The organism is Paenibacillus phyllosphaerae, from assembly GCF_014192105.1.
In the GTDB taxonomy this organism is placed as follows: Bacteria; Bacillota; Bacilli; order Paenibacillales; family Paenibacillaceae; genus Paenibacillus_Z; species Paenibacillus_Z phyllosphaerae.
This window is the reverse complement of the sequence record NZ_JACHXK010000017.1, coordinates 24,455-38,081: the sequence shown is the minus strand read 5'-3', so window position 1 is coordinate 38,081 and position 13,627 is coordinate 24,455. Positions and strand designations below refer to the sequence as shown.

Annotated in this window: 12 protein-coding genes and 1 tRNA gene; 2 read left to right on the top strand and 11 right to left on the bottom strand. The window is 54.1% G+C overall.

Translation table 11 applies throughout. From position 1 onward, the window contains the following. Nucleotides 1–283 precede the first annotated feature (283 nt). The 11 genes from FHS18_RS25850 to FHS18_RS25800 form a co-directional block, all read right to left on the bottom strand. Nucleotides 284–1,702 (bottom strand): ABC transporter substrate-binding protein, encoded by a 1,419-nt coding sequence (locus tag FHS18_RS25850; protein ID WP_409348572.1) that lies wholly within the window; start codon nt 1,700–1,702, stop codon nt 284–286. Nucleotides 1,703–1,789: 87 nt separating this feature from the next. Beyond that, on the bottom strand, nt 1,790–2,617 hold the full coding sequence (locus tag FHS18_RS25845; RefSeq protein WP_183603281.1) for a carbohydrate ABC transporter permease: 828 nt from the start codon (nt 2,615–2,617) through the stop codon (nt 1,790–1,792). After that, complete coding sequence (locus FHS18_RS25840; RefSeq protein WP_183603280.1) at nt 2,614–3,573, bottom strand: carbohydrate ABC transporter permease; 960 nt, start codon at nt 3,571–3,573, stop codon at nt 2,614–2,616. Before FHS18_RS25840 ends, FHS18_RS25845 begins: the two co-directional genes overlap by 4 nt. 246 nt (nt 3,574–3,819) lie before the next feature. Continuing rightward, entirely contained in the window at nt 3,820–4,053 is a 234-nt protein-coding gene (gene secG, locus FHS18_RS25835; protein WP_183603279.1) for a preprotein translocase subunit SecG, read from the bottom strand. Between the two features lie 142 nt (nt 4,054–4,195). Then, nucleotides 4,196–4,963 carry a sugar phosphate isomerase/epimerase family protein gene (locus FHS18_RS25830; protein ID WP_183603278.1) on the bottom strand — a complete coding sequence of 256 codons (768 nt, stop codon included), beginning with the start codon at nt 4,961–4,963 and terminating at the stop codon, nt 4,196–4,198. A 205-nt stretch (nt 4,964–5,168) separates the two neighbouring features. Next, the gene (eno, locus tag FHS18_RS25825; RefSeq protein ID WP_183603277.1) at nt 5,169–6,461 is read right to left on the bottom strand and encodes a phosphopyruvate hydratase; all 1,293 of its coding nucleotides are present in this window, start codon (nt 6,459–6,461) and stop codon (nt 5,169–5,171) included. A gap of 90 nt (nt 6,462–6,551) precedes the next feature. Then, complete coding sequence (gpmI, locus tag FHS18_RS25820; protein WP_183603276.1) at nt 6,552–8,087, bottom strand: 2,3-bisphosphoglycerate-independent phosphoglycerate mutase; 1,536 nt, start codon at nt 8,085–8,087, stop codon at nt 6,552–6,554. 1 nt (nt 8,088) lies between these two features. After that, the gene (tpiA, locus tag FHS18_RS25815) at nt 8,089–8,841 is read right to left on the bottom strand and encodes a triose-phosphate isomerase (protein WP_183603275.1); all 753 of its coding nucleotides are present in this window, start codon (nt 8,839–8,841) and stop codon (nt 8,089–8,091) included. A 78-nt stretch (nt 8,842–8,919) separates the two neighbouring features. Continuing rightward, nucleotides 8,920–10,101 (bottom strand): phosphoglycerate kinase, encoded by a 1,182-nt coding sequence (locus FHS18_RS25810; protein WP_183603274.1) that lies wholly within the window; start codon nt 10,099–10,101, stop codon nt 8,920–8,922. A 277-nt stretch (nt 10,102–10,378) separates the two neighbouring features. Further along, the gene (gene gap / locus FHS18_RS25805) at nt 10,379–11,383 is read right to left on the bottom strand and encodes a type I glyceraldehyde-3-phosphate dehydrogenase (RefSeq protein ID WP_183603273.1); all 1,005 of its coding nucleotides are present in this window, start codon (nt 11,381–11,383) and stop codon (nt 10,379–10,381) included. A gap of 63 nt (nt 11,384–11,446) precedes the next feature. Then, nucleotides 11,447–12,490 (bottom strand): sugar-binding transcriptional regulator, encoded by a 1,044-nt coding sequence (locus tag FHS18_RS25800; protein ID WP_183603272.1) that lies wholly within the window; start codon nt 12,488–12,490, stop codon nt 11,447–11,449. Nucleotides 12,491–12,724: 234 nt separating this feature from the next. Here FHS18_RS25800 and FHS18_RS25795 point away from each other — a divergent pair. After that, nucleotides 12,725–12,799, top strand: a tRNA-Arg gene (locus FHS18_RS25795). Nucleotides 12,800–12,976: 177 nt separating this feature from the next. Then, nucleotides 12,977–13,561, top strand: a complete 585-nt coding sequence (gene clpP, locus FHS18_RS25790; RefSeq protein WP_183603271.1) for an ATP-dependent Clp endopeptidase proteolytic subunit ClpP — start codon at nt 12,977–12,979, stop codon at nt 13,559–13,561. Nucleotides 13,562–13,627: the final 66 nt, after the last annotated feature.

Genomic DNA, 13,627 nt, shown 5'->3' with positions numbered 1-13,627 from the left:
GCGCGCCGCCATCTGAAGCGAAGCCTCAATGCAGCATCAGGATGATAGATTTACATATAGATTCAGTATACACGAAAAAGGATAGTGCCATCCGCTTGGCGCGAAAATATTTACCAATCTGCACACCCTTGCGCAAAGCGGTGAAATCTCCCCTTTTAAGCGTACCAAACCCGCCTCGAATCTATACCTCTCCTTCACACAGACAACCCTTCGCCTAAACAGCAAAAAGAGCGCCCCGGGCAGTACATTAACGCTGCCGCCGGGGAACGCTCCTTCAATTCCTTTACTTGCTCACCGTTTTATTGTAGGTCGCAATCTTCTCCGTGATCGCCGCCGCGGCATCATCCAGCGCCGCCTTCGGCGTCTTCTGCCCGCTGAACGCTTCCTCGATCGCCGTCTCGACCAGCTGACGCGCCTCTGGGAATACGCCCATTACCGCGCCTTGCGTTGCCGGCATCGCCTTCGTCGCGTGCAATTGATCAATCGCCGTCTGGAACTGCGGGTACTTGGCGAGGTTATCTTTGACGATCTGTTCGTCGTACGCTTTGGTCGTGATCGGGAAGTAGCCGGTGTTGATATGCCACTTCGCCTGCGTCGCAGGTTCGGCCAGATACTTCATGAACGTCCAAGCCGCTTGCTGCTCCGCTTCCGGCTTGTTGTTCAGAATCCACAGGCTCGCGCCGCCCACGACCACGCCGCCGTCGCCGCTTGCGGCAGGCTTAGGCAGGAACGCGGTGCCGACTTCGAATTTGTCGCCGACGCCGTCGACGATGCCGCGAAGGCTTGCCGTCGAATCGAGCGTCATGGCCACTTGGCCAGCGATGAACGCTTTCTTCGTATCGTCGGTTTTACGGCCCAGGTTGAGCATGGTCTTGTTGTCGATGAGCGATTTCCACCACTCCAGCGTCTTCACGCCAGCGTCCGTATTCACCAAGGAAGCCGTTGCCGCCGCTGTACGGCCGTTGCCGTTGTCCACATAGTCCGCGCCCTGGTTCGCGAACAGCTGCTCCATGAACCAGCCGTAGATGGCGAAGGAGCCGCCGGTCACGCCGTCTTTCGTCAGCTTCTTGGCCGCTTCCGCCACCTCTTCGAACGTTGCTGGCGGCTTCTCCGGATCCAGGCCCGCATTTTTGAACAGCGTCTTATTGTAGTAGAGGATCGGGTTCGAAGTATTGAACGGCATCGAGTATTGCTTGCCGTCGAACGTATAGTAGTTTGCGATATTCGGCTCCAAGTCTGCGAGACTATAGCCTTCGCCGTCGATGAATTGCTGCACCGGCGTGACCGCGCCCGAGTCGATCATGAACCGGGAGCCGATCTCGTACACCTGGATGAGGGACGGGCCGGACTTGTCATCCATCGACGCTTTCATCTTGTTCAAGCTCTCGTCGTACGTGCCTTGGTACACCTCTTCGACGACGATATCCTGTTGGGACGCGTTAAAATCCGTCACCAGCTGCGTTGCGGCCTTGCCCAGCTCTCCGCCCATGGAGTGCCACCAGACGACCTTCACCGGCTCCTTGCTTGTCTCCGCCGCAGGTGCCGCTCCTTCATTGATCGAACCCTCTGCTGTCTGTGAAGCTGCTTCCGTCGCTTGATCGACATTGACCTCTCCAGCCGTATTCTCGCTGTTGGTTCCGCATGCGGACACGGTCATCATTGCTGCCGTCACTGCCGTCAGGAGCACTGCTTTGCGCTTCATTCCTTGCATAATGGTCGATTCCCCTTCTCTACACAGATTTTATATGTATGGCACACCCGGTATGGGCGGATCCAACGCGTAGATACGCTACCCTTTCACCGCGCCAGCCGTAATGCCTTGAACCAGCTGCTTCAGCCCAAGCACCAGGAAGATGAGGGAAGGCAACAGAACGAGCGATACCCCGGCAAGCACGATGTTCCAAGCGGTGAATTCTTCGAACTGCAGCATGCTGATGCCGATCTGCACGGTGCGCATCTCCGGCGTACTGGTCACCAGCAGCGGCCACAGGTACATGTTCCACGCATTCAGGAAGGCATAGACAGCAAGCGAAGCAAGCGCCGGACGGGACAATGGCATGACGATTCGGGCCAAATAGCGCCAATGTCCGCAGCCGTCAATCACCGCGGCCTCGAACAATTCCTTCGGCAGCTGAAGGAAGAACTGCCGGAGCAGGAATACGCCGAAGGCCGAAGCCAAGAACGGCATGATGAGGCCCGGGTAGCTGTCGAGCCACCCTAACGACTTGACCGTCATGTAGTTCGGGATGATCGTCACTTCCCATGGGATCATCATCGTCGACAGGAACAAGCCGAACCAGAACGCGCGGAAACGCATCTTCACGAATGTGAACGCATAAGCCGCAAGAGATGCCGTCAGCACCTGTCCGACGGTTATGGCTGCCGCTATGAAGAAGCTGTTGCGGATGAACGCCCCGATCGGCACAAGATCCACGACCGACCGGATCGCGCTGAAGTCGAGGTGCGACGGGAACATCCGCGGTGGATACTGACTGGATTCCTCAGGCGACATGACCGCTGAGGCGAAGGCATAATAGACCGGATATATGAGGACAAGCGCCAGCACGATAAGCGCGATATACATAAAAGCAGCAGACCAGCCGTGTCTAATCGTCATTGGTAATGCACCTTCTTTTCGAGCACCAGGAATTGAATGAGCGTCAGGATCAGCAGCAGCATGAACAGGACGAGCGACATCGCGCTGCCGGTACCGAGCTGGTAGTTGACGAACGCTTCTTTGTAAATCGAGTAGACGAATACTTCCGTTGATCCGGCAGGTCCGCCTTTGGTCAGGATGTGGCTCTGTCCGAAAGATTGGAACGCGTGCATGATCGATACGACCGTCAGGAAGAATAGCACGGGCGAGAGCAGCGGTAGCTTGATACGGACGAACAACGTGACCGGCCCAGCCCCATCGATTGTTGCGCTCTCCAGAATGTCTTCCCGAATGCTCTGCAAGCCGCTATGCAGCATGATGTAGTTGAACCCCGAGTTCATCCAGACCGTCATGATCGAGATCGAGATGAGCGCCCACTTCGGATCGGTTAACCATTGGATCGGTGCCAGACCGGCCAGCGACAGCCAGTAGTTGAGCATGCCCATCGTCGGATGGAACAGCATCATCCAGATGACGGCCGCCGTTCCGATCGACAGCGCAACCGGCATGGAGAAGACGAGCTGGAATGCCCGCATCCCTCTGCGAGGGCGGCTCGTCAATGCGGCCAACACTAGTCCGAGCACCAGTCCAGGTATAACGGTATATAAGGTGAATAGCCCGGTTACGCGCAAGCTATTCCAGAATGCGTCTGATGTAAGGAGTGCGGTGAAGTTCTCGAAGCCCACATAGGCGGCAATCCGTCCTCGCGGATCGGTCAAATGCAGACTAAGGTACATCGACTTACCAAGCGGATAGAATAGAAACACGGCAAATAACAGAAGCGACGGCACAAGCATCGCATAACCGATCACATTCTCCCGCAGCTGCATCCGTCTTCGCGATGTCTGTCTGACTGCGAGCTTTCGCCTCCCCGCTTGGCGCCAAGAAGCTGGCAGCCTGCCTTCCGAGGGTTGCATGAACATCATCCCTTCTCCGCCTGATGCTCCCTATTCTAGTGCCCGAGTGTTACGGACATGTCATCCCCAGGATAAGGAATTGTTCCTTTCATCTCCCAAATTTGCACCATGTTCATATTCATCTTGTAAACGACGCGCAAGCGTGGACGCCAAAAATCCCGCGATCATCGGCTAAGGCGCCGACAATTGCGGGATTCGTCTAAACAAATAAAAAAAGCGGGAACGCGTCCCGCTTTTACACCTATCTTATTTCACGAGGTAGGCAACGACCAGGGAGAGAATGAAGAACCCTGCAGCCAGACCAATCGTAAGCCGCTGAAGGAACAGATCCAGACCGCGAGCTTTATTCTTCCCGAACAGATGCTCTGCACCACCGGAGATGGCACCTGAAAGGCCCGCGCTTTTCCCTTTCTGCAGCAATACAACTGCGATCAAGCCAAGCGAGAAAATGACCAGCAAAATTTTGAAGAAAATATCCACAGTTCCACCTCCAACGCAAGAAGCATCAGCATTTGCCGTAGCCGATATCCCGTAGAGGATTCAGCCTATAGACAGCATGTACATTGTATCATAGGAGATATGGAACTTTCAACTTAAGCCGGCCTTGTTGTCAGCAAAAAATTTACAAATATCCGTTCTCGCGGAAAAACTCTAGGCAGATTTTCGCGCTCTCGAGCGAAGAAGACGCAAATTCCTCCTGCTCCACGATCATGTACTGAATGCCGACTTCCTCGGCGATGTTCAGCACGCTCTTCAGATCGACGACGCCTTTGCCGACTTCGGTATCGCGGCGTCCTTGCCCGAAATCCTTGAAGTGCGCGAGAGGCACTCTGCCTGCGTAGCGTTGCACGTAATCGACCGGCTTATACCCGCCCATATGTACCCAGCCCAGGTCGAACTCCGCGATCAAATATTCGGCAGGGACGGTCTCCAGCAGATGATCGATAATCGTCTTGTCGTCGACCAGCTTGAATTCAAAATCATGATTGTGATAGCCGAACTTCAAACCCGCTTCCGTGACCTGCTTGCCGGCTTTCTGCAGCGTTTCCGCCAGGTGCTTCACGTCGTCCGCGGTAGGCGTCTCCGGCAGCGGTGCCCAAGGCACGATGATGTATTGAATGCCAATTTCCTTGGCTGTTGCAATCTGCTTGTCCAGATCGGCAGCCATGTTCTCCGGCTCGCCGAAATTCAGGCCCACATGCGCCGAAGGCGCTTCCAATCCAAGCTCTTCGATCAGCGCTTTGATCTCGTGCGCCGGCGTGTTGTAGTATCCTGCAAATTCAATTGCTTTGTAGCCCATATCGGCTACCTTGCGAATCGTACCCAGAAAATCCTTCTCCGTCTGATCACGCAGCGTATACAGCTGCAAGCCTACGATCGGCTTCGCCATCCAATACCACCCCTACGGCAAGATTAAGGTTCCAACCACTACTAAGTAAAAGTAAAAAAGGAGAGAAGCTGTGCAACGGTTGCACGCCTCTCTCCTTATTATAGCGGATGTCCTACCCGAAACATTGCTGCTTTTGGGGACATTCTTTTGTCATCTTGGCTTTGCCGCTTTTAGAAGCCTCCTGCAAGCCTGACCGACTTCAAGCTTACTTGAAGTTTTTCAGGTTGTAGAACGCGCTCTTGCCAGCGTATTGCGCTGTCGAACCGAGTTGGTCCTCGATGCGAAGCAATTGGTTGTACTTCGCTACGCGGTCCGTACGGGACGGAGCGCCTGTTTTGATTTGGCCAGCGTTCGTAGCAACCGCGATGTCCGCGATTGTGTTATCTTCGGACTCGCCGGAACGGTGGGAGATAACTGCTGTGTAACCAGCGCGTTTAGCCATTTCGATCGCGTCGAATGTCTCGGTAAGCGAACCGATTTGGTTAACTTTAACGAGGATCGAGTTGCCGATGCCTTTTTCGATACCTGTGGACAGACGCTCAGTGTTCGTAACGAACAGGTCGTCACCAACGAGTTGAACTTTGCCGCCGAGTTTCTCAGTAAGGAGTTTCCAACCTTCCCAGTCGTCTTCGGAGCAGCCGTCTTCGATTGTGATGATTGGGTATTTGTCAGCCCACGAAGCAAGCAGGTCTACGAACTCAGCTGGCGTGAAGGATCTGCCTTCGCCTTCGAGGTGGTATTTGCCGTCTTTGAAGAACTCAGTGGAAGCAACGTCCATGCCCAGGAATACGTCAACGCCTGGCTTGTAGCCTGCGCGCTCGATCGCGGAGATGATCGTTGTGATTGCTTCTTCGTTGGATCCAAGGTTAGGAGCAAAGCCGCCTTCGTCGCCAACTGCAGTGTTCAGGCCTTTTTCTTTCAGAACCGATTTCAGGTTGTGGAAGATTTCAGCGCCGATGCGGAGCGCTTCGCGGAAGCTCTCTGCGCCAACTGGCAGAACCATGAACTCTTGAACGTCGATGTTGTTGTCAGCGTGCTCGCCGCCGTTAACGATGTTCATCATTGGAACTGGCAGAACTTTAGCGTTGAATCCGCCCAGGTAGGTGTAAAGTGGAACGCTCAGCGCGTCAGCTGCTGCTTGAGCAACTGCCATCGATACAGCCAGGATTGCGTTAGCGCCCAGCTTGCCTTTGTTAGGCGTGCCGTCGATTTCGATCATTTTACGGTCGATCAGCACTTGGTCCAGTGCGTCCAGGCCGATGATTTCAGGAGCGATGATTGTGTTTACGTTGTCAACGGCTTTCAGAACGCCTTTGCCGAGGTAACGGGATTTGTCGCCGTCGCGAAGCTCAACAGCTTCGTAAGCGCCAGTGGATGCGCCGGATGGAACGATTGCACGGCCTTTGCCGCCGGACTCCAGGTGAACTTCTACTTCTACCGTAGGGTTACCACGGGAGTCAAGCACTTCGCGTGCGTATACGTCAGTAATGATAGACATTGAATAGAACACTCCTTTAGTAAATTATTCAAACGAATCTATAGTAAACCATATTGCGGCTCTGGGACAAGCGCCCGGTGCCGTCTTTACTTAACCTTGAATGAGCGTCGTGCCCGTCATCTCTTCCGGTTTCGACAGACCGAGCAGATCCAGCATCGTCGGAGCGATGTCGGCCAGGATGCCGCCTTCGCGCAAAGCGCCCTGCTTCGTTACGATGAATGGAACCGGGTTTGTCGTGTGCGCCGTGAATGGACGTCCGTTCGGGTCGATGACCATATCCGCATTGCCGTGGTCCGCCGTGATGAGGCATACGCCGCCTTTAGCCAGCACCGCTTCCACGACTTGGCCTAAGCACTCGTCCGTCGCTTCAACCGCCTTGATCGTTGGCTCCAGCATGCCGGAGTGGCCAACCATGTCCGGGTTCGCGAAGTTAAGGATGATAGCGTCATGCTTGTCGGCTTCGATCTCGGCTACCGCTGCAGCTGCCACTTCGTAAGCGCTCATCTCCGGCTTCAGGTCATAAGTAGCAACCTTCGGCGAATTGATGAGAATGCGCGTCTCGCCCGGAAGCTCGACATCGCGGCCGCCGCTGAAGAAGAACGTGACGTGCGGGTATTTCTCGGTCTCGGCGATACGCAGCTGCTTCTTGCCATTCTGCACGAGCACTTCGCCCAACGTGTTATCAAGGTTCTTCGGTTTGTACGCAACATAGCCGCCTACGGTTTCGCTGAACAGCGTCAGACAGACGAAGTACAGGTTCGCAGGTACTTGGTCTCCGCGATCGAAACCGCGGAAGTCGCTGTTCGTGAACACTTGGGACAGCTGGATGGCACGGTCAGGACGGAAGTTGAAGAAGATGACCGCATCTTCGGACTCGACGAGCGCAACCGGCTTGCCTTCTTCGCCTACGATAACCGTAGGCAGGACGAATTCGTCGAATACCGATTTCTCGTACGATTCGACGACGGCTTGGATCGGGTTCGTGTACTGCGGGCCTTCGCCGTATACCATGGCGCGGTACGATTTCTCGGTACGCTCCCAGCGCTTATCGCGGTCCATCGCGTAGTAGCGGCCTTGTACGGTCGCGATTTGGCCTACGCCGATTTCTTCGATCTTCGCTTGCAGCTGCTCGAGGTAGCCTTTGGCGCTGTCCGGCGCAACGTCGCGGCCGTCCAGGAACGCATGGATGTATACGTCCTTCAGTTCACTCTTCTTCGCAAGCTCAAGCAGCGCGAATACATGCGCGATGTGGCTGTGAACGCCGCCGTCGGACAGCAATCCGTACAGATGGAGCTTCTTGCCGTTCTTCTTCGCATGATCGACTGCGCCTTGCAGCGTCTCGTTGTCGTAGAACTCGCCTTCGCGAATCGATTTGCTGATCCGCGTCAGGTCTTGGTATACCACGCGGCCGGCACCGATATTCAGGTGGCCTACCTCGGAGTTGCCCATTTGGCCTTCAGGAAGACCAACGGCTTCGCCGCACGCCGTGAGCGTCGTATGCGGGTATGTGTTCCAATAACGGTCGTAGTTCGGCTTGTTCGCCTGCGCGACCGCATTGCCTGTTACGTCATTCCGCAGGCCGAAGCCGTCGAGAATGATGAGCGCAACTGGTTTAGGTGCCGTCATCTTACTTCGCCCCCTCGACCAGCTGGATGTAGGAAGCCGGCTCCAAGCTCGCTCCGCCTACAAGTGCGCCGTCGATGTTTGGCTGTGCCATGTACTCCGCGATGTTGTTCGGCTTCACGCTGCCGCCGTATTGAATACGGACAGCCGCTGCAGTCGCCGCATCATAGAGTCCCTCGACTACGCCGCGAATATAAGCGATAACGTCTTCCGCGTCTGCGGAAGTAGAAGATTTGCCAGTGCCGATTGCCCAGATTGGCTCATAAGCGATGACCACTTCAGCCGCTTGCGCTGCCGACAGGCCTTGGAAAGCCGCTTCCGTTTGCACTTTGCAAACGTCTTTCGTCTGATCCGCTTCGCGCTCTTCGAGCTTCTCGCCTACGCAGACGATCGGCGTCAGACCGTGCTTGAATGCCGCTTGGACTTTCTTGTTCACGATCTCGTCGGTTTCCGCGAAGTATGCACGGCGCTCCGAGTGGCCGATGATAACGTATTGCACGCCAAGATCTTTCAGCATAACGCCGCTGATCTCGCCTGTGTATGCTCCGTTATCTTCGAAGTGAAGGTTCTGTGCTCCGATGGCAATGCTCGTTCCTTTGGCAGCCTCTACAAGCGCCGGCAGCGTCGTGTATGGCGCGCAGATGACGGACTCAACGCCGTCAACTTCTGCTTTGCCTTTCACGTCTGCGAAGAACGATACCGCCTCGGATACCGTTTTGAACATTTTCCAGTTACCTGCAATAATCGGTTTCCGCATGCTCTTATCGCTCCTAACAGGCTGATTGGTTTGCGATCATAATCGGAGATTGTGAACGCAGCATTCAGCCAAAAATTATTATTTATCGTTCAGGGCAACTACGCCTGGGAGTGCTTTGCCTTCCATGAACTCGAGGGAAGCGCCGCCGCCAGTGGAGATGAAGTCCATTTTGTCAGCCAGTTGGAACTTCTCAGCCGCTGCAGCCGAATCGCCGCCGCCGATAACCGTGTAACCGGAAGTCTCCGCGCATGCACGTGCAACAGCTTGCGTACCGTGGGAGAATGGCTCGATCTCGAATACGCCCATTGGTCCGTTCCATACGACCAGCTTGGAGTTCTTGATCACGTCAGCATAGATTTCACGCGTCTTCGGACCAATGTCGATGCCTTCCCACTCTGCAGGAATGCCTTCTACGCCAACGATTTGCGTGTTTGCGTTCTTGCTGAAGTCGTCTGCAACCACGATGTCGACTGGAATCAGGAAGTTCTTGCCGAGGGATTTTGCTTTCTCGATGAACTCGAGTGCCAGATCCAGCTTGCTGTTGTCAACGAGCGACTTACCGATTTCATGGCCTTGCGCCTTGAAGAAGGTGTAGGACAGGCCGCCGCCGATGATGATGTTGTCCGCGATCTCGATCATTTTGTTGATGACGTCGATTTTATCTTTAACCTTGGAGCCGCCGACGATAGCTGTGAAAGGACGCTCTGGGTTGTTAAGCGCTTTGCCGAGCACGTCGAGTTCTTTCTCCATGAGAAGACCCGCTACAGCTGGCAGATGGTGTGCGATACCTTCCGTCGAAGCGTGGGCACGGTGAGCAGCGCCGAATGCGTCGTTGACGAACAGGTCAGCAAGCTCTGCGAATTGCTTCGCCAGCTCTGGATCGTTCTTCTCTTCGCCTTCGTAGAAACGAACGTTCTCGAGCAGCAGCACGTCGCCGTTGTTCAGCGCAGCTACTTGTGCTTTCACTTCTTCGCCAACCGCTTCGCTTGCCTTCACAACCGGTTTGCCCAGCAGTTCGGACAGACGCACAGCTTGTGCGGACAGACGCAGTTCTTCTACCACTTGGCCTTGTGGACGGCCCATGTGGCTTGCTAGAATGACTTTCGCGCCTTGCTCGATCAGGAAATTGATCGTCGGAAGCGTCTCGCGGATCCGTTTGTCATCCGTGATTGCTCCATTCTCAACAGGTACGTTGAAGTCAACGCGTACGAACACGCGCTTTCCTGCAACCTCGACATCGCGTACACTTTTCTTGTTCATCGGTGTTTCCCTCCCGGTATGTTGACCCCGATCCCATACGGCTTCGAAGTCCGATATCTATATCCACGCTCCACTTGCCTATCCTATATCTCAAACACCCGCTTCTCGTAAGATGCAAGCGAGTCTCTATTGTCGTACTTAAGTATGTGCTCGAAACTGTAGCGAAGGAGCTGTCTCAAGCGAGCAGCTCCTTCGTCACTATTTCGTGCGTGGAACGAATGTCATCCGCGTTTCTTCTTCAAGACGCGCGGAATCGTTCGCTTCCCCATTAGTCTTCTTACAGACCTTTGGACGCGATATATGCAGCCAGGTCTACGACGCGGTTGGAATAGCCCCACTCGTTGTCGTACCAGGAAATAACTTTAACCATGTTGCCTTCAACAACCATAGTCGACAGCGCGTCGATTGTGGAGGAAGCTGGGTCACCGTTGTAGTCGCTCGATACAAGCGGCTCTTCGGAGAAGTTAAGGATGCCTTTCAGAGGGCCTTCAGCTGCTTCTTTCAAAGCATTGTTTACTTCTTCAACTGTAACGTTAACTTTCAGTTCAGCTACCAGGTCAGTAACGGAAACGTTAGGCGTAGGAACACGCATAGCCATACCGTTCAGTTTGCCTTTAAGCTCTGGCAGTACCAGGGAAACTGCTTTAGCAGCGCCTGTGGAAGAAGGAATGATGTTCTCAGCTGCTGCACGAGCACGGCGCAGGTCTTTGTGTGGAACGTCAAGTACGGATTGGTCGTTCGTGTACGAGTGAATTGTAGTCATCATACCTTTAACGATACCGAATTTGTCGTTAAGCACTTTTGCGAAAGGCGCCAGACAGTTCGTTGTGCAAGAAGCGTTGGAGATTACAGTGTGAGCGGAAGCATCGTATTGCTCTTCGTTAACGCCCATAACCACTGTGATGTCTTCGTTTGTTGCTGGAGCGGAGATGATAACTTTTTTAGCGCCGCCTTTAAGGTGAAGCTCAGCTTTTTCTTTCGCTGTGAAGATACCAGTCGATTCAACGACGATCTCTGCACCAACGGAAGCCCAAGGAAGGTTCTCTGGGTTACGCTCAGCGAATACTTTGATTTCTTTGCCGTTTACGATCAGTGCGCCTTCTTTAGCTTCTACAGTGCCTTCGAATTTGCCGTGAGTCGTGTCATATTTAAGAAGATGTGCAAGTGTGTTAGTGTCTGTCAGATCGTTGACTGCAACGATTTCGACGTTCGGGTTGTTGAAAGATGCGCGGAACACGTTACGGCCGATACGGCCAAATCCGTTAATACCTACTTTTACCATGGTTGATTGCCTCCTAAAGGTAATTTTCAATATATCTCAAGACCGTTCTGAGAGCGGTCAAGATCACGCTTGTTTCTCTTCCTCATCCAACTGCGCTACGATCCCGAGTGCAGCTCCTTCATCCGTTACCAGCACGTCATCACGGCCGAACCGCATAATCGCCGCAATCGCTTCGGCTTTACTGCTTCCTCCCGCGATCGCAATGACGACCTCCGTTGCCATAATGTCTTCCAGTCGCAGCCCAATGGTAGGCATGCGATGAACAACAGCGCCGTTCCGGTCAAAATAATACCCGAACGCTTCTGCATGCGCCCCTTCGGCCTTCAAGGCTTCAATGAACGATCCATCAACCCGCCGTCTGCGTGCCATAACCATAGCGTCCCCGATCCCGTGCACGACAATGCGGGCACTTCGGATGACTTCGACGATCTCGCGGACGTTCGGTTCCTGCATCAGCGTTGTATACGCTTCTTCACCCAGATGGTCCGGCACATGGAGCAACCGGTATTGGGCGCCTGTACGCTTAGCCATCGTGGAGGCTAACGTGTTGGCCTGGTAATCGAGACTCTCGCCAAGTCCGCCCCTTGCAGGTACGAACCAGTTGCCTTTCAGCGGCGTCTGCGTCGTCAATTGATTGGCGACCTGCGCAAGCGTGGTTCCGCCCGTAATCGCGACAACATCGTCCTTCTCCATATACTTCCGGAGTACGGCACATCCAGCAAGTCCAAGCTCCCGCTTCGTATGCGGCAGCGAATCGGAATCGCCAGGTACGACGATCACCTGCTTGAGTCCATACCGCTTCCGAATCCGTTCTTCCAGATCGGACAAGCCGAACATCTGCTTGTAGAGCGGCTCCATCTCATCGAGCAGTCGCTGACCGGCTTCCGTAATACGCATGCCAGCCGCTTCGATATGCAGCAAACCTTGCGTCTTCAGAAAATCCGTCTCTGCCCGCAGCACGCGTTCCGTCATCTCCAGCGAAGCAGCCAACGTTCGGCGGCCGATCATATCGGAGAGCATTACTTGGCGCAGGATGAGATATCTCTTCTTTAGAACAACAAGTAGATCCGGCAGGAGCTTTTGTTGTATTTCGATGAGAGACTGCATTATGCCCACACCCACTCCATCATTGCCGAATTGGAACCCATTCACACCAGGGACATGAATTGTCCCGCCTGTTCTTTTTTAGTCCCACCGTTATTGTACTCCAAACTTTTCATGCAAGCAAGCCGCGTCTTTCATTTGTAACCGATTACCGACACGATTTACTCAAATTTTTCTTTTAAAGTCGACTTGCTTTTTCCTGATGAATCAGTTACACTAATCTTCGCTGCACAATAAGCGCCCGTGGTCCAATGGATATGACGTAGGCCTCCGGAGCCTGAGATCGAGGTTCGATCCCTCGCGGGCGCGCCATACTTACACACAACAATCGGCTAACGCCGATTTTTTTGTTTTTTCGGTTTGACCTTTTTTGACTTTTAACCCGCCATCCGTTATGATGAGGTTAGATTTCAGCATCCGCCTCATGCTTAAGAAGCGTGAGTGCCGGCTATAACTTACTTATAACCACAATTAGGGAGGGACTTGGACATGAATTTCGTACCTATGGTTATTGAGCAGAGCAACCGCGGTGAGCGCGCATACGATATCTACTCCCGCCTGCTGAAGGACCGCATCATCTTTCTTGGCACGCCGGTGAACGACGTGGTCGCCAATTCCATCATTGCACAAATGCTGTTTCTGGCAGCGGATGATCCCGAGAAGGACATCTCGCTCTATATCAACAGCCCTGGCGGTTCTGTCTCGGCAGGTCTCGCCATCTTCGATACGATGCAATACATTAAGCCCGACGTCTCCACGATCTGCGTAGGCTTGGCCGCTTCCATGGGCGCCTTCCTGCTGGCAGCAGGCGCCAAAGGCAAACGTTTCGCGTTGCCGAACGCCGAAGTGATGATTCACCAGCCGCTGGGCGGCGCGCAAGGTCAAGCGAGCGACATCGAGATTCGCGCGAAGCACATTCTGAAGACTCGCGATACGCTGAACCGCATCCTGTCGGAGCGTACGGGTCAGCCGCTTGAGAAGATCGAGCGCGACACCGACCGCGATTACTTCATGAGCGCGCAGGAAGCTAGCGTATACGGCCTCGTGGATAAAGTCATCGAGAAGCTTAATTAAGCCTTCCAACGCACAGTTATACTTGCTTGTAACGTCAATAAGTCAGCTTGCTTGGATGCAGGCTGA

Excerpts from the sequence above, each read along its gene's own strand:
- clpP (WP_183603271.1), top strand. The coding sequence starts at position 12,977 with ATGAATTTCGTACCTATGGTTATTGAGCAGAGCAACCGCGGTGAGCGC.
- gpmI (WP_183603276.1), bottom strand. The coding sequence starts at position 8,087 with ATGACGGCACCTAAACCAGTTGCGCTCATCATTCTCGACGGCTTCGGC.
- FHS18_RS25850 (WP_409348572.1), bottom strand. The coding sequence starts at position 1,702 with ATGAAGCGCAAAGCAGTGCTCCTGACGGCAGTGACGGCAGCAATGATG.
- eno (WP_183603277.1), bottom strand. The coding sequence starts at position 6,461 with ATGTCTATCATTACTGACGTATACGCACGCGAAGTGCTTGACTCCCGT.
- FHS18_RS25800 (WP_183603272.1), bottom strand. The coding sequence starts at position 12,490 with ATGCAGTCTCTCATCGAAATACAACAAAAGCTCCTGCCGGATCTACTT.
- FHS18_RS25845 (WP_183603281.1), bottom strand. The coding sequence starts at position 2,617 with ATGACGATTAGACACGGCTGGTCTGCTGCTTTTATGTATATCGCGCTT.
- FHS18_RS25840 (WP_183603280.1), bottom strand. The coding sequence starts at position 3,573 with ATGCAACCCTCGGAAGGCAGGCTGCCAGCTTCTTGGCGCCAAGCGGGG.
- gap (WP_183603273.1), bottom strand. The coding sequence starts at position 11,383 with ATGGTAAAAGTAGGTATTAACGGATTTGGCCGTATCGGCCGTAACGTG.
- tpiA (WP_183603275.1), bottom strand. The coding sequence starts at position 8,841 with ATGCGGAAACCGATTATTGCAGGTAACTGGAAAATGTTCAAAACGGTA.
- FHS18_RS25810 (WP_183603274.1), bottom strand. The coding sequence starts at position 10,101 with ATGAACAAGAAAAGTGTACGCGATGTCGAGGTTGCAGGAAAGCGCGTG.
- FHS18_RS25830 (WP_183603278.1), bottom strand. The coding sequence starts at position 4,963 with ATGGCGAAGCCGATCGTAGGCTTGCAGCTGTATACGCTGCGTGATCAG.